Source organism: Psychrobacter sp. AH5, assembly GCF_040371085.1.
Taxonomy (GTDB): domain Bacteria; phylum Pseudomonadota; class Gammaproteobacteria; order Pseudomonadales; family Moraxellaceae; genus Psychrobacter.
Window position 1 is genome coordinate 2,217,328 of the sequence record NZ_JAMBMT010000001.1, and the last position, 15,031, is coordinate 2,232,358.

General features: G+C 42.6%; 14 protein-coding genes, 1 tRNA gene and 1 other RNA gene. 5 read left to right on the plus strand and 11 right to left on the minus strand.

Annotation, left to right across the window (positions count from 1 at the left end; genetic code table 11):
* The first annotated feature begins 357 nt into the window (after positions 1–357).
* The gene (locus tag M0N77_RS09395; protein WP_353104930.1) at positions 358–1,137 is read left to right on the plus strand and encodes a prepilin-type N-terminal cleavage/methylation domain-containing protein; all 780 of its coding nucleotides are present in this window, start codon (positions 358–360) and stop codon (positions 1,135–1,137) included.
* A 54-nt stretch (positions 1,138–1,191) separates the two neighbouring features.
* On the opposite strand, the gene M0N77_RS09400 is transcribed toward M0N77_RS09395, so the two are convergent.
* The 10 genes from M0N77_RS09400 to coaD form a co-directional block, all read right to left on the minus strand.
* Positions 1,192–2,022 (minus strand): DNA repair protein RecO C-terminal domain-containing protein, encoded by an 831-nt coding sequence (locus tag M0N77_RS09400; protein WP_353104931.1) that lies wholly within the window; start codon positions 2,020–2,022, stop codon positions 1,192–1,194.
* A gap of 50 nt (positions 2,023–2,072) precedes the next feature.
* On the minus strand, positions 2,073–3,179 hold the full coding sequence (gene era / locus M0N77_RS09405; protein WP_353104932.1) for a GTPase Era: 1,107 nt from the start codon (positions 3,177–3,179) through the stop codon (positions 2,073–2,075).
* Between the two features lie 57 nt (positions 3,180–3,236).
* Entirely contained in the window at positions 3,237–4,031 is a 795-nt protein-coding gene (gene rnc / locus M0N77_RS09410) for a ribonuclease III (RefSeq protein WP_353105620.1), read from the minus strand.
* Between the two features lie 70 nt (positions 4,032–4,101).
* Positions 4,102–4,491, minus strand: coding sequence for a DUF4845 domain-containing protein (locus M0N77_RS09415; protein ID WP_353104933.1), 390 nt, complete (start codon positions 4,489–4,491; stop codon positions 4,102–4,104).
* Between the two features lie 125 nt (positions 4,492–4,616).
* Complete coding sequence (gene lepB, locus M0N77_RS09420) at positions 4,617–5,519, minus strand: signal peptidase I (protein WP_353104934.1); 903 nt, start codon at positions 5,517–5,519, stop codon at positions 4,617–4,619.
* Between the two features lie 119 nt (positions 5,520–5,638).
* Entirely contained in the window at positions 5,639–7,438 is a 1,800-nt protein-coding gene (lepA, locus tag M0N77_RS09425) for a translation elongation factor 4 (RefSeq protein ID WP_353104935.1), read from the minus strand.
* A 467-nt stretch (positions 7,439–7,905) separates the two neighbouring features.
* Positions 7,906–7,982 (minus strand) — tRNA-Met (locus M0N77_RS09430).
* Between the two features lie 140 nt (positions 7,983–8,122).
* Positions 8,123–8,489, minus strand: an RNA gene (gene rnpB / locus M0N77_RS09435) — RNase P RNA component class A.
* A 148-nt stretch (positions 8,490–8,637) separates the two neighbouring features.
* On the minus strand, positions 8,638–8,886 hold the full coding sequence (locus tag M0N77_RS09440; protein ID WP_353104936.1) for a YfhL family 4Fe-4S dicluster ferredoxin: 249 nt from the start codon (positions 8,884–8,886) through the stop codon (positions 8,638–8,640).
* A gap of 68 nt (positions 8,887–8,954) precedes the next feature.
* Positions 8,955–9,482 (minus strand): pantetheine-phosphate adenylyltransferase, encoded by a 528-nt coding sequence (coaD, locus tag M0N77_RS09445; RefSeq protein ID WP_353104937.1) that lies wholly within the window; start codon positions 9,480–9,482, stop codon positions 8,955–8,957.
* 256 nt (positions 9,483–9,738) lie between these two features.
* Between coaD and smpB the strand changes: the two genes are divergently transcribed.
* Complete coding sequence (gene smpB, locus M0N77_RS09450) at positions 9,739–10,215, plus strand: SsrA-binding protein SmpB (protein WP_353104938.1); 477 nt, start codon at positions 9,739–9,741, stop codon at positions 10,213–10,215.
* A 223-nt stretch (positions 10,216–10,438) separates the two neighbouring features.
* Here smpB and M0N77_RS09455 read toward each other — a convergent pair whose 3' ends face one another.
* Entirely contained in the window at positions 10,439–10,747 is a 309-nt protein-coding gene (locus tag M0N77_RS09455; protein ID WP_353104939.1) for a hypothetical protein, read from the minus strand.
* Between the two features lie 255 nt (positions 10,748–11,002).
* On the opposite strand from M0N77_RS09455, the gene M0N77_RS09460 reads away from it, so the two are divergent.
* The 3 genes from M0N77_RS09460 (at position 11,003) to M0N77_RS09470 (ending at position 14,956) form a co-directional block, all read left to right on the plus strand.
* Positions 11,003–13,462 carry a YgiQ family radical SAM protein gene (locus M0N77_RS09460; protein WP_353104940.1) on the plus strand — a complete coding sequence of 820 codons (2,460 nt, stop codon included), beginning with the start codon at positions 11,003–11,005 and terminating at the stop codon, positions 13,460–13,462.
* A 311-nt stretch (positions 13,463–13,773) separates the two neighbouring features.
* Positions 13,774–14,190, plus strand: a complete 417-nt coding sequence (locus tag M0N77_RS09465) for a hypothetical protein (protein ID WP_353104941.1) — start codon at positions 13,774–13,776, stop codon at positions 14,188–14,190.
* Positions 14,191–14,371: 181 nt separating this feature from the next.
* Entirely contained in the window at positions 14,372–14,956 is a 585-nt protein-coding gene (locus tag M0N77_RS09470) for a hypothetical protein (RefSeq protein WP_353104942.1), read from the plus strand.
* Positions 14,957–15,031 lie beyond the last annotated feature (75 nt).

Here is a 15,031-nt window from a genome sequence, read left to right on the forward strand (position 1 = left end):
TAACTGCCACAATATTGGTCTTTTTGTTTTTAAATACAGGCTTATAGTTACTAAACCTACCCAAAGAATATCAATTTCTTTGTTTGTTGTATCTTTATATTTTAGTACAACCTTTGTGATTTCTCTATCGATAAAACTCTGTATTCACTAATTAAATCACTCTTTGACAGTTGGGATAAATTCTGTTTATATATATTAGTAGACATTTTTCTACTACCACAGCTAGTTAGCTATTAAGCTAAACCACTGTCTTAAACTGATTGAATCTCACTATCTCACGCTTACTATCGCTTGTTTGCTTTATATAACCAACCATATGCATTTAATTGTCAATTAAACTATAGGTGGTTTTAGCTCATGTCAATATTCAACAGAATTTCAACAAGTAGCTTTGTTAATAAAGATCTTATAAGCCATCTTACTGGCAATGTCATTTTTAATCAGCTAATAAGGTTTTATAAAGCTATATCCTTAAGAGTTTATAGATTTGGCAACATTCTGCGTTACTTACAAGCGCTCAAAAAACGTTGGCTGACTTATTCTCCGCTGTTTTTAGCATTAATGCTTAAAGCTTTTAGTATTAATAAAAAGTCCAATAACTCGCTTAGTAAAACCAGTCGCGGATTCACTTTACCTGAGCTAATAGTCACTGTTTGCGTACTAGCTATCATCGCTGTCATTGCTACGCCGCCCATTATAAAACAGCTGACTAGAATGGAGGCTAAGCGTATTAGATATGCTCTAACCACAGCGATAGCTACTGCAAAAGCCGAGAGCTATATTAGACGCCAAAATCTAATTGTTTGTTTGGCAGACTTGCAAGGTCGTTGTAATAAAAATAATGATAAAGCGATACTGTTGTTTTTTGATATTAACGATAATAAAAACTTTGATGAAAATGTCGATGAGTTATTGGATAAACAGCGACTCGCTCCTAGGTACTCGCGGCTACAGCTTCGCGCTGGCAATCGGCACTATATAAAGTTTTGGGGAGATAGCGGTAAGCCTCGTGGGTTTTTTGGTCATATAAAATATTGTCCCACTTCTAGCTACAATCAAAGTATGTATCAAATCTCTTTTAATCAAGTGGGTATCGTCAAATACAAACCTAGTCAAGCGCATCCTACGGGCTGCTAGTTTTATCTAAGGATGACTAGTCTTAAATGATGCTTATTGTTTTGTGTAACGGTTTTATTGGTAACGTTGTTGCTGCTGCCATAATAAGCGACTCTGTAGCGGCTGATAATCGAGTAATTGATCGATAAGCTGACGATTTAGACGCGACCATGAGTTAATAGTAGCGGCGGTAATACCAAGCTTAGCCATTGCTAGTATCTCTTCACCCCTAAATAGGCTCGATGTAGGAGCTGATTCTGTAGGAGCTTCTGCTATCACTGGCATAAAACCAGTATCTGCTAAAAATCGATAAGTGCTTTCAGCATCAATCGCCTCTAAGCTACTATCTTCTGTCAAGCTCAAAGCAAACCCTAGCTCTTTAAATAACTGCTGCTCAAACTGGCGTAAGCACAAGCGTAGCTCTTCTGCGCTCAGCGATTGCTTGAGTAGATTTAGGCTATTTTGATAGTATTGCCATAATACTGGCATAGGGTCTTCGGTAGGTAATAGCTTCCATAATATCTCATTAAGATATAAAGCGGCATACTGCTGTTGACCACGAATTTGGCCGTAGCGCTGAGTAGTACTAGATTCTGGAAGATGATTAGTTTGATTAGCTAAATAATCAGAGGAGGCGTTAGTAACTTGTTTATCTGTCTTGTCTGTTTGCTCAAGCGCTTGGTTGTCTCTTATAGGGCGCTCGAACGGAATGATAGTCATTTGGGTAAAAGTTTTTAGATCACGCTTACCGGTAGCAAAAAGCTGTAGAGGTTCAAATAGTGGCGCGCCTTTTTTGCCGATACCATGAACGACGCCGTGCTGCTCAGAGAACAGATAATAGATAGCGCGCTTTTCTTGATAAGAGCGCTGATGTAATAAATAACCTACTAATGGCTCATTACGCATCTATTATTACCTCAGCGTTTATCACTCTACAATTAACAGGGCCAGTGCTATTAGTAACCTAGACTGCTCAAGGCGCGCTCGTCATCAGACCAGCCTTTTTTGACCTTAACCCAAAGCGTTAACATAACTTTTTTACCAAAAAGCAGCTCCATATCCTTACGAGCATCCATCCCAACTTGCTTGATACGTTGACCTTTCTCACCAATGACGATAGCTTTTTGACCGCTACGTTCAACAAAGATAGTCGCATCAATAAAGGTCATAGCCTTGCGTGGGCGACCTGTTTTAGGATCTTTATGCGCCGCTTCATCTTTGAATTCATCAATTTGGACGGTTAAATCGTAAGGAACCTCATCACCAGCGCTACGCATTATTTTTTCGCGGATGATTTCACTAGCCAAAAAGCGCTCTGAGCGATCAGTTATTTGCTCGGTATCATAGATAGGATCAGCTACTGGCAGATGTGAGGCAATCACTGCTTGCAAGCGATCCAAGTTTTGATTTTTTAAGGCAGAAACTGGCACAATATCAGCAAAATCAAAACTATCGTTAAAAGTTTCAATCAAAGGTAAGAGAACGCCTTTGTCTTTAAGAGTATCGGCTTTATTGATAATAAGCACTACCGTTAGATCGGTCTCTCCAAGCTTTTGCAAAGTCAAGAGATCATCGTCACGCCACTGATCGGAATCCACCACAAACAATACTAAATCAACGTCTACTAGAGCGGATAATGCCGCTTTATTCATCCGCTCATTAATAGCGCGCACTTCATTGTGATGAATACCAGGAGTGTCAACAAACACGGCCTGCATCTCATTAGTGCTCAAAATACCATGAATACGATGGCGGGTGGTTTGCGGTTTACGTGAAGTAATGGAGAGTTTTTGACCTAAAAGATGGTTCATCAGTGTTGACTTACCGACGTTTGGACGCCCAACAATAGCGACATAACCTGCTTTAAAATCGCTAACTCTCTCGTAGCTATTACTAGTAGAAAAAAAGCTATCGATAGCTTCGTCATTATCAGCATTGTCATTGACTGCATCAGCTTCACTATCGTCTGCTGCTTGTACAGTCGTTAATGAAGCGCCTATTGTTCTATGGCTATCAGTTAGCTGCTCTTCTTGATTCTGCTGGTTTTCAGTATTTTCGGTCATATGATTGGCTTTATCTTTGTAGTTAAAATGAGAGTTTTTATAGGAGTAGCACTGCTGTTAGGGAGCTTTTTTTATGGCTGCTGGTAGTTTATGTAGCTGGTTAATCATCAGCTCAGCCGCTTTTTGTTCAGCAATACGGCGACTTTCGCCGGATTCAACAACATCGGCACAATGATCGATATTTACCTGACAACGAACCACAAATATCTGGTGCGGAGCATTGCCTTGAGTTTCCATTAACTCATAAATGGGTAGATCAAATTGCTTAGATTGTAGCCATTCTTGTAAACGACTTTTGGCATCTTTGAGTACTTTTTGTTCATTAACATTTTCGATCAATTCACCATACCATGACAGCACACAGCGGCGAGTGATATTGATATCTTGGCTATCAAGATATATCGCTCCTATCAGTGATTCTACGGCATCCGCCAAAATAGAAGCTCGGTTACGGCCTCCACCTTTACGCTCACCCACGCCCAAAATTAGATGATTAGATAGCTCAAGGTTTTGTGCTATGGTGACTAGCGACTCTTGACGTACTAAGGTCGCGCGCATACGTGTCAAACGGCCCTCATTTTGCGTAGGATAACGATGGTATAGAGCTTCGCCGACAATCATACCTAGTAAAGCGTCGCCTAAAAACTCTAAACGCTCATAATTTGTCTTGCTATCAAAAGAGCGGTGAGTCAAAGCCAGCTTGGGTAAGCTTAAGTCCTTAAACACATAACCTAACTTGCGTGTCAGTACTTCTAAATGCTGAGTAAAGCTTGAGCTTATTATTAAAGACTCCGTAGAAGTACTTTGTTTATTACTAGCAGGTGACTGTTTATGCTGCGGATTCGATTTCATGCGTGGCTTTTGGCTATCCTTTAAGGTCATTGAGTTAGCAGCTCGTAGCTAATCTTTGAAGGTTTGTTAGTTACTCTGCTGAAGCGGGATCAATATCGCCTTCGAAGCGATTAACAATATCAACATTTGCAAATAAGTTATTAGTTTCTTGGTAGTTCTTATAAATAGCCAGTTGGCCAGGTTTTTTATTAGTAAAAGTAAAAATATCTTCGGCGTTTGTATTATAGTAAGCATTGATGCTCAGTTGCCGATTGACACGTTCAAGGAACTGACCAGTAGTCTCGTTATTAGTATTAGCCTCTTTTAATTGATCCGCTAGTAACTTAGTCAACTGATAATCCCCTACTTGCGCAGGCACAATGGCAATAGCCAACTTACCGGCCACGACTATGATAATCAATATCAAAATGATACTAGTGACACTAGCACCGCGCTGTGAAGATAAACTGCTTTGATTCATCCTGAAGCTTCCTAAGACAGCTGTTATCATTAATTAATAGATAAGTTGGCCAATGCTTTAAGAGATAATTAGGGTACGGCTACTATCGATATTAGCACAATAGTTTAACACTACAACTGCTAACGTTAATCAATCGAGCCATTACGCGCAAAAGTTGGCATACTAAGGCCAGGCGGTTTATGCATCCAAATATAGACCGCTTTACCTGCTAAGTTCTCATCAGGAACAAAACCCCAAAAGCGGCCATCTAAGCTACGATCACGATTGTCGCCCATCACAAAGTAGTTATCGTCAGGGACGGTAATACGCCACTGATTGCCCTCTGAGCTTACTACCTCTGGAGCTTGTTGCTGCAAGAATGGCGCGTATTGTGAACTATTCATACCTGCCAAATAGCGTACTAAATGCTCATGATCGCCTTGCGTTTCTTTAAAATACTGAGCTTGGTTTTCTTCTAACTGGCCCATTTGTATCGCTTCAGTTTCAGATAGACTCTGACCCGGAGCCACTTGACCGGCTGAGTAGAGCTGTGAAGTCAATTCAGGATTGGCTGCATAGTCGACCGCCTCAGTCTGGATAGCTACCCCATTTATAGCAAGCGTGCCATTATCATAGCTGACGGTATCACCTGGCAAGCCAATAACGCGCTTAATGTAATGAACACTAGGATTCTCAGGATAGCGAAACACTGCTACATCGCCATGTTCAGGATGGCCAGTATCGATGACTTTATTATAAGTTAAGGGCAAGCGGACGCCATAAGCATATTTATTAACGGCAATAAAATCGCCAGTATATAGCGTCGGCACCATCGAAGAGGATGGAATATTAAAAGGCTCTATCAAAAATGAGCGCACTACCAACACCACCGCCAATACGGGGAAAAAATCATAAGCCCAGCGTACAAGTAAACTCTCTTGACCGCGGCCCCGCGTTTTACGCTGCTTGAGAGTCAGTTTATCTAATAGCCAAATAAATCCTAAACCTAGGGTCAACGGCACTAAAATTAAATTAAAATCAAAATCCATCAACGTGCCCTTCAACTATCAAAATAAAAATGACTAAATTTTTATACCGCTAGAAAACAACCTTCGTTATCTAATAGCGGTATAAATGTTAATAACTTAATTTTAGGTTTGTAAGCTTATTAACTATCCACCTGTAAAACAGCTAAGAAGGCCTCTTGTGGAATCTCCACGTTACCGACTTGCTTCATGCGTTTTTTACCCGCCTTTTGCTTGGAGAGTAGTTTTTTCTTACGTGAGACATCACCGCCATAACATTTCGCTAGTACGTCTTTACGCATGGCTTTGACGGTACTACGACCAATAATCTGACTACCAATAGCCGCTTGAATAGCGACATCGAACATCTGGCGCGGGATTAGCTCTTTCATCTTTGTCACTAGCTGATTACCACGAAAACGTGCTTGATCCTGATGGACAATCATCGCTAGGGCATCCACTTTATCGCCATTGATAAGGACATCGACTTTGACTAATTTATCGACTTGATAACGCTCAAAATTATAGTCCAATGAGGCAAAACCGCGAGACACTGACTTTAGGCGATCAAAAAAGTCCATCACCACCTCGCCCATCGGAATATCAAAGATCAGCTGTACTTGACGACCCATAAAACGCATATCGACCTGTACGCCGCGGCGCTCAATACATAGCGTCATGACATTACCTAGATACTCTTGCGGCACTAAAATCTGACAGCGGGCAATCGGCTCACGGAATTCTTCAATATTATTAGGCTCAGGTAAGCGCGAGGGGTTATCGACATAAATAATATCGCCGTTTTTCTTTTCAATCTCATAGATAACCGAGGGCGCAGTAGTGATTAGATCCAAGTCATATTCGCGCTCTAAACGCTCTTGGATAATCTCCATGTGTAGCATGCCCAAAAAGCCACAGCGAAAACCAAAACCTAGCGCGTCAGACGTATCCGGCTCAAAAAATAGCGAGGCATCATTGATTTGTAGTTTTTGCAAAGCCTCACGAAACTTCTCAAAATCATTGGCATCAACAGGGAACATACCTGAATAGACCTGTGGGGTGATTTGCTTAAAACCTGGAATACGGTCAACATCTGGCGTTTTGGCCAGCGTAATGGTATCGCCTACTGGAGCACCGGCAATGTCTTTGATACCAGCGATGATAAAGCCAACTTCACCCGCCTCCAAGATACCCGTGTCTAAAGGTTTGGGCGTAAATACCCCAATTGAGCTGACCGGATGCGACTCTTGAGTGGATTTGATATAAATCTTATCACCTTTTTTTACCGTCCCTTCACGCACGCGCACTAATGACACTACGCCCAAATAGCTATCAAACCATGAGTCAATAATCAACGCCTGTAGTGGCGCTTCACGATCACCAGTAGGCGGCGGAATAAACTCCACTAGCGCTTCTAATAATTTATCTACTCCCAAGCCTGACTTAGCAGACACGCGCGGCGCATCAACGGCATCGATACCGATGATATCTTCAATCTCTTGAATCACGCGCTCAGGCTCAACTTGTGGCAAGTCGATTTTATTGAGCACAGCCATCACTTCTAAGCCCAAATCAACAGCGGTATAACAGTTGGCTACGGACTGCGCTTCAACGCCTTGCGCGGCATCAACGACCAGCAGCGCCCCTTCACAAGCGGCTAATGAGCGCGAAACCTCATAAGAGAAATCGACGTGGCCGGGAGTATCGATAAAGTTAAGCTGATAACGCTCACCATTTGGATGATCATAAAACAAGGTAACCGATTGCGCCTTGATAGTGATACCGCGCTCACGCTCGATATCCATGGAATCAAGCACTTGCGCCTGCATCTCACGATCTTGCAGCGCGCCGCACATCTGGATAAAACGATCGGCAAGGGTCGACTTACCATGATCGATATGGGCAATAATAGAAAAATTACGAATATTGGCTAATGCAGTCACAAAGCGCCTACTAAATAAGAGGTGATAGAGTATGGTAATTAAAACAATGATTAGTCATGCCTGTCTTTATACTTTATCTAAAAAGACACGGTTTAAAAGACACAGCTAGCAACGGAGCGATAGTCATTTATGGTATAACCATTTATAGTACAGTCACTTATACCATAATAAGTGATGATATAAGTCGCGCTATAGGCTCCATACTAGAGATCAGCATGTCTGCGTATTCTAGCAGTTTTTGGCTATAAAGTAAGGCGATTTCGTTGGCAAGCGATTGATTTATTAGTGCTAATCCTATCCTCTGACTCAATTACTCATCTTGAACAGCATTAATAGCGCCTCAATCGCCACAAAAATAGTGTTCGATTAAAGAGCTGGCAGAGAAAATGAACAGGCAAAAAAAAACCAATCGCAAAGGATTGGCTTTTTTAAAGCTATTCAAATAAGTCGAACCGCTTTCGTATAAATGGTGGCGATGAAGAGACTTGAACTCTTGACCTCACGATTATGAGTCGTGCGCTCTAACCAGCTGAGCTACATCGCCATTTAAGGCTCGGTATAATACCGATACCAAGGCCTATCGTCAACCCCTAAACCAAAACTTTTGCAAAAAACATGAGTTTTTATTTAAATAATTGGTCAAGAATTTTGGTACTAATGATAAAACTGACACTACAATAAAAAAGGTTTGGTAGACCGATAAGCCGGGTTCTGTCGTGGACAATCATTCCTCTAGGCGTATCATCGCTAATACGCTCAAGCAACCTACCCGCATCGAACGCGGGCCGCGCCATATCGATGCCTATTTGGTCTTGCTACGCGTGGAGTTTACCCTGCCGTGAGACGTTGCCACCCACGCGGTGCGCTCTTACCGCACCCTTTCACCCTTACCGACGATATCTAAGATATCGAAGGCGGTCTGCTCTCTGCTGCACTGGTCGTCAGATTACTCTGCCCAGCCGTTAGCTGGCACGCTGCCCTATGTAGCCCGGACTTTCCTCCCCTGCAAGTCTGTAAAACAGTATGCAGCGGCGATTGCCTAGTCTACCAAGCGCGGTATTATAGCAAAACTTGCACTAGCTTGGTTATGTATTTTAGGATTATTTTAGAAGGCCAATCTTTTAGTACTACACTGCTTGCAACTGACAAGAATTATTGGCGTAGGTTGGTGCTTTACTCTTATCTAATTTAGAAAAAGATTATTTACCAGTAATACGCTTATATTTGGCCAATAAATCACTCTCGCTCTCGACATGGTCTGGATCGTGCGGAATGCAATCGACCGGACAGATTACTACGCATTGCGGCTCATCAAAGTGTCCCACACATTCGGTGCACAAGTCAGGATCAATTACATAGATATCATCACCCTCTGAGATAGCTTCGTTTGGGCAAGCAGGCTCACAGACATCACAATTGATGCATTCATCAGTGATTAGTAGTGCCATGAGCTGCTCCTTAATAGATTAAATGGCATAGTCTAGAAAACCATCAGGTTAAAATTATGTCGGTAAAACTACTTGGTTTGTACCGCTAACTTGTCAATAAAAGCTTGTGAGACGCATGCTGGCACAAACTTAGTGACATCGCCGCCAAGCTTAGCGATTTCGCGAATCATGGTTGAGGAGATAAATGAATAGTTCTGTGAAGGCGTCAAAAACACCGCTTCAAAGTTTTCATCAAGCTCACGATTCATATTGGCCAGCTGAAACTCATATTCAAAATCTGACATCGCTCGTAGGCCGCGTAGTACCGCGGTCGCCCCTTTCTCGCGCATAAAGTCAACCAGCAAGCCCTCAAAGCCAACGACAGAGACTTGCGGCAGATCTGCAAAGACGGTTTCTACTAAACTTACGCGCTCCTCAAAGCTAAATAATGGCTTTTTATGATGACCTGAAGCCACCGCAATCACTACCTCGTCAAATAATTTTGTCGCTCTTTTGACTAAATCGACATGGCCGGTGGTGATAGGGTCAAAGGTACCTGGATAAAGTATTTTGGTATGCAGCTTTGATGAGGTGTTTGGAGAAGTTGCTGGGTTCATAGCAAGGCTAATATTGTGGTTAATGATAATGCGTATGCTAGCAAATTTTGACCTAGTTTAATACTTATCTGCTACATTTGTCCTAAATGGCAATCTCCCTTTTTGGCGACTGATTTGTTACAATATGAGGTTCGACTCATTCATCTTTACGACTAAAAGCTAATTTATAAATCCGCTAGTTAGAATGAGGATTAGTAAGACTGGGATGACAAGTTAAAAATAATAACTTATAACTTGTAGTCCTAATGGAGAAATTATGTCAAAAAAATCAAAAAAGCCAGATAATCAAATCTGCGCTAATAAAAAAGCACGTCACGAATACTTTATTGAAGAGACTTTTGAGGCGGGGCTTGAGTTGCAAGGCTGGGAAGTCAAATCTATTCGCGCCGGCAAAATGACTATCACGGAAGCTTACGTTATCTTTCGCAATAACGAAGCTTTTTTGTTTGGGGCACATATTCAGCCGCTACTCTCAAGCTCAACCCATGTCAGTCCTGACACCACGCGCACCCGTAAGCTACTACTCAATCGCCGCGAGATTGATAAGCTCTACGGCGCGGTCAATCAAAAAGGCTATGCGTGCGTGCCGCTCTCTTGCTACTGGAAGCGCTCAATGGTCAAATGCCAAATCGGCTTGGCTTTGGGCAAAAAGCAACATGATAAACGCAAAACCCTTAAAGATCGCGATTGGGAGCGAGATAAGCAGCGCGGCTTTAAGCAGCATTTGGGTTAAACTTGTTGTTTGATGTATTATAAAAAGGACGACTTTTACTAGCCGTCCTTTTTTTTAACTTTGAATTTTATAGTGATAGTCAATGGCAAAAATATGCAGGATTATCATCAGTTTATTCGCAACTTACTGACGCATGAGAATAATGTGCGTAGCTTTAGCAGCTAGTTTGTGATGAGCTTTATTAAAAGTGGTACTAAAATTTTATTAGCTTAATGTGCGTTGCTTAAGGGTTTTTGCTGACCGCAGTAAGATATAAAACATAAGGAATAGTAAAAAGTAGCGCTAAAAACCCATAGACAAATAAAACGGATAAAAAAGTGCCAACATGAATACCAGCATGTTCCCTATTGATCCAATACTCAAAAGTAATCAAAGCACTACCAGCAGCAGGCGCTAGCAGTGCAATAATCAGATATTTATAAGTAAAGGCTTTACTGCGAAAATAGTCCTTTTTATAACAGTACACCATAGCTATTAGATGAATAAGTAGTATCACTGGCATCACAAATACCAAAATAAGCATAGCCAGCATTTTACCTTTCCTTATCTAATTTAAAGACCCTGATCTATCTTAAAACAAATATCAGAATGGCTGTTGGTTTTATAGTGATGATTTTTAGCTTATAGCTCTCTCAAGTACTACTCATTTAATCCATACCATTCTAGTGGATTACTCTACACTATCAATAACTTATCGAACCATTGTCAAAATGGTTTCTCACCTCCTGAACGCAATTCATGTTAAAATGAGCGCCTTTTAATTAGTCTCAAATATACAGGTCTGCCCATGTCTGCCGATACCATCGCTCGCACCGCCTTTAAACAAGGCACTAAACCGCTTTTTGATTACGATAAGCATTGGGCTAGCTGCTACGAGCCTGCGCCTTATTTGCCTATGAGCCGGGCTGAGATGGACGCGCTTGGCTGGGATGCCTGCGATGTTATTATTATATCGGGTGATGCTTATGTCGATCATCCCAGCTTCGGTATGGCCATTATTGGTCGTCTTTTAGAATCGCAAGGCTTTCGCGTCGGCATCATCGCGCAGCCTGATTGGAAGAGCAAAGACGCCTTTATGGAGCTTGGCAAGCCTGTCTACGCTTATGGCGTCACTGCCGGCAACATGGATAGCATGATCAATCGCTATACTGCCGATCGCAAGATCCGTAGCGATGATGCTTACTCGCCGGGGAATGTCGCTAATAAACGTCCGGATCGCGCCGCTATCGTCTATAGTCAGCGCTGCCGCGAAGCTTATCCTGATGTGCCGATTATCTTAGGCGGTATCGAAGGCAGTTTACGCCGCATCGCCCATTATGATTATTGGTCGGATAAAGTGCGCCGTAGTATCTTATTAGATAGCCGCGCTGATGTTTTACTCTATGGTAACGCTGAACGCGCTATCGTCGATGTGGTGCATGGTCTCTCTAAAGGTTATAGCTTTGAGCAAATGAGTAGCCTACGCGGTACGGCTTATCTGTTGACGCCAAGCCGTCGTCATTGGCAAGCGGATATGATAGAAGTGGCGAGTAACGATGTCGATACTGTCGGCCGTGTCGATCCGATCATCAACCCTTATGTGATGACTGAAGACGTCGATAGCTGCAAGATTGAGCAAGAAAAGCCTAGCGACTCGCCCGTTGGTCAGGCAATGACTGGCATGTCCTCGCAATATGCAGGATTCGTTGCTGAACCTGTCACTAATAAGGTATTGAACGCCGAGCAAGTCGATACTGATACGCAAGTGGTACAAATGCGCGGCATGAATACTCAAGATAATAAAGAATATAAGCCCAAAACCGCTCTTAAACACAAGCTAAAAATGCCGCCACGCGAAAAGACGGTTATTCGCTTGCCAGACTACGACCATGTCAAGTCCGATCCGGTGCTCTATGCGCATGCTAGCCGAATTTTGCATTTGGAAACTAATCCTGGCAACGCGCGGGCGCTAGTGCAGCGGCATACTAGCGGCGCGGGTAACTCCTTTAGCGCGATTGATGTTTGGCTCAATCCGCCACCGATTCCGCTGTCTACCGAAGAGATGGATTACGTCTTTGACTTACCCTACGCCCGCCTGCCGCATCCAAGCTATGGCGATGCTCATATTCCCGCTTTTGATATGATTAAATTCTCCGTCAATATCATGCGCGGCTGTTTTGGCGGTTGTACCTTTTGCTCAATCACTGAGCACGAAGGCCGTATTATTCAAAATCGCTCAGAGGACTCTATTCTGCGCGAAGTCGAGGCGATTCGCGATACCGCGCCTAACTTCACCGGCGTGATCTCTGATTTGGGTGGCCCAACAGCCAATATGTACCGTCTCAACTGTAAAGATGAAAATATTGAGAAAAATTGCCGTAAACCTTCTTGTGTTTATCCTGATGTCTGTGAAAACCTAATTACTGATCATAGTAATTTGACCAAGCTCTATCGTAAGGCACGCGATATTAAAGGGGTGAAGAAAATCCTAATTGCCTCAGGTCTGCGCTACGATCTGGCGGTAAAAGATCCTGAATACGTCAAAGAGCTGGTCAGCCATCATGTTGGCGGCTATCTAAAGATTGCCCCTGAGCACTCAGAAGAAGCGGTATTGTCAAAAATGATGAAACCGGGTATGGGTTCATACGATAAGTTCAAAGCGATGTTTGAGCAGTACAGTCAGGAAGCAGGCAAAGAGCAGTACCTGATACCTTATTTCATCGCCGCGCATCCGGGCACTAAAGACGAAGATATGATGAACCTAGCGCTATGGCTCAAAAGCTATGGTTATCGCGCTGATCAAGTCCAAGCGTTTTACCCCAGTCCAATGGCGACCGCGACGACGATGTACCACACTCATAAAGATCCGCTGCATAAAGTTAGCCGCGAAGGTGGTGATATGGATATCGTCAAATCGGGCAAACAGCGTAAATTGCACAAAGCCTTTCTACGTTATCACGATCCAAAGAACTGGGCGATACTGCGTAAAGCCCTACAAGATATGGGTCGTAGCGACTTAATTGGTAAAAATAGAGGCTGCCTCATACCGCCTTTTAATGCTAGCTTAGAAGGTCGTGAGGCCGCGCAAGACAGCTATCAATCGGCACGTAAAAAGAACAGCCGCGTCGGTAATGACTCTATTAAACGTCAGAACACTAGTAAGAATGGCTCTGCTCATAGTCAGGCTAATCATGCTAGTAAAAAGAAAGTTAGCAAAGGCAACTTTCAAACGCAGCACACTGGCTTACCGCCGCGTAAGACGAAATAGCTCGCTTAGTAGTTTAAGTAACTATTTAGCCTTGCTCAACGAAATAAACGCCCTTTAGCTGAGGTTAAAGGGTGTTTTTTCGTTTTAGCTTTTTGACTGCAGAAAATAGTAGCTCTATCTTTATCAGATTTTTATTAGTTATTTAAAATAAAGGGTTACATTAGTTATTGGTTAAGTAACGAGACTAATAACTATGAAACAATTTCTAACATTTATGGATACTGGCTTTGGTTATCATAGCTTTGTGCAGTTGATGCATCACAACTTCCTTATAACACTAATAACCACACCCTACAGATTTTGGAGACATTATGACTACTTTAACAAAATTAGGTGCCGTTTTACCTGTCGCCGCTTTGATGGCTGCTTGTTCAACCACTACTCCTACAGTGCCAACCACGCCCGCTACTCCTTCAGCTGGCATGAGTGATATGGCTTATGATCGTATGGCACCCACTCCTTATACTTGTACTGATGATAGTACTATCTTAGCTAAACAATCTATCAATAAAAAGCAAGCGACTATCAACGTGATCGCTCCTAAGCTTAATTGGTCACAGCAAGAAGTAATCTTAGTCGGCGGTGTTAATGGCGATACAGCCAGCTATGTCAATCAGTCAAATCCGGAAGTTATCTACGCTTGGCACATGAAAGGCGATGAAGGCGTGCTAGCTATGAAATGGGCAAATGGTAAAGAATACCAAGTCAATTGCAAAATAGGTAGATAATAAGTCTAGCACTGGCAAGCTTATTAACCAAATAAACAGTCATCAACTGATGGCTGTTTTTTTATGGTTGATTAAGTGGTGAACCTTAGCAAAAGCTGTCAAAATAATAGCCAATACTAGGGTCTGTTGAACATTCACAAATGACTGTAAAAGCAAATACCGCTAATAATAAGGAAAATCGATGAAAATTGGTCTATTAAAGTTAACGCTAGTCTCTACTATAAGCATAACGGCATTATTAGCACTATCAGGCTGCGATAATAACAGCGTGACCGATACCGCCAATGATTCAGCTAAAATTGCTGAAAGCGCTACTGTCACTGAGAATACAACCGCTGCTACAAACGAGGATTCAGCACTTGCCACTGATATTGACTGGTCAAAAGTAGCTAGCGGCGAGCAAGCGGCTGAACGGGCTAGCTACGATTACCCCTTCGATATCGATAGCCAAAATGTGCAGGACTATGCGGACTATTTTAAGGTAGATAAGGCGACCTCTCAGCATAACCTAACTGTCGGTATGGCAAGCAACGAGGCATTATCCAAAGTGCTCGATCAGCTCAGTAATAGCTATACCTCGCACGAGCTAACCGATGGCGAAACCGTCGAGCTAATTGTTCATACTAAGCCCGATATTAATGCCAGCCGCTATGAATATGTATTTAGCGAAGACTTTGCTAAGGGTTTGGTGTTGCCTATCATCATTAAGCCGGATGGTAAAAAGGATGAAACTGTGATTAATCCGCATGAAGAAGGTGTTGAGTAGGTTTTGTAGTAAGCGGTATCATTAAAATGTAGAAGGATTGTTGATTTGTAGGGTGTGCACCGCGCACCGATTAAA

Coding starts and splice junctions, on each gene's coding strand:
- M0N77_RS09395 (WP_353104930.1), top strand. CDS start 358: ATGTCAATATTCAACAGAATTTCAACAAGTAGCTTTGTTAATAAAGAT.
- M0N77_RS09400 (WP_353104931.1), bottom strand. CDS start 2,022: ATGCGTAATGAGCCATTAGTAGGTTATTTATTACATCAGCGCTCTTAT.
- era (WP_353104932.1), bottom strand. CDS start 3,179: ATGACCGAAAATACTGAAAACCAGCAGAATCAAGAAGAGCAGCTAACT.
- rnc (WP_353105620.1), bottom strand. CDS start 4,031: ATGAAATCGAATCCGCAGCATAAACAGTCACCTGCTAGTAATAAACAA.
- M0N77_RS09415 (WP_353104933.1), bottom strand. CDS start 4,491: ATGAATCAAAGCAGTTTATCTTCACAGCGCGGTGCTAGTGTCACTAGT.
- lepB (WP_353104934.1), bottom strand. CDS start 5,519: ATGGATTTTGATTTTAATTTAATTTTAGTGCCGTTGACCCTAGGTTTA.
- M0N77_RS09440 (WP_353104936.1), bottom strand. CDS start 8,886: ATGGCACTACTAATCACTGATGAATGCATCAATTGTGATGTCTGTGAG.
- coaD (WP_353104937.1), bottom strand. CDS start 9,482: ATGAACCCAGCAACTTCTCCAAACACCTCATCAAAGCTGCATACCAAA.
- smpB (WP_353104938.1), top strand. CDS start 9,739: ATGTCAAAAAAATCAAAAAAGCCAGATAATCAAATCTGCGCTAATAAA.
- M0N77_RS09455 (WP_353104939.1), bottom strand. CDS start 10,747: ATGCTGGCTATGCTTATTTTGGTATTTGTGATGCCAGTGATACTACTT.
- M0N77_RS09460 (WP_353104940.1), top strand. CDS start 11,003: ATGTCTGCCGATACCATCGCTCGCACCGCCTTTAAACAAGGCACTAAA.
- M0N77_RS09465 (WP_353104941.1), top strand. CDS start 13,774: ATGACTACTTTAACAAAATTAGGTGCCGTTTTACCTGTCGCCGCTTTG.
- M0N77_RS09470 (WP_353104942.1), top strand. CDS start 14,372: ATGAAAATTGGTCTATTAAAGTTAACGCTAGTCTCTACTATAAGCATA.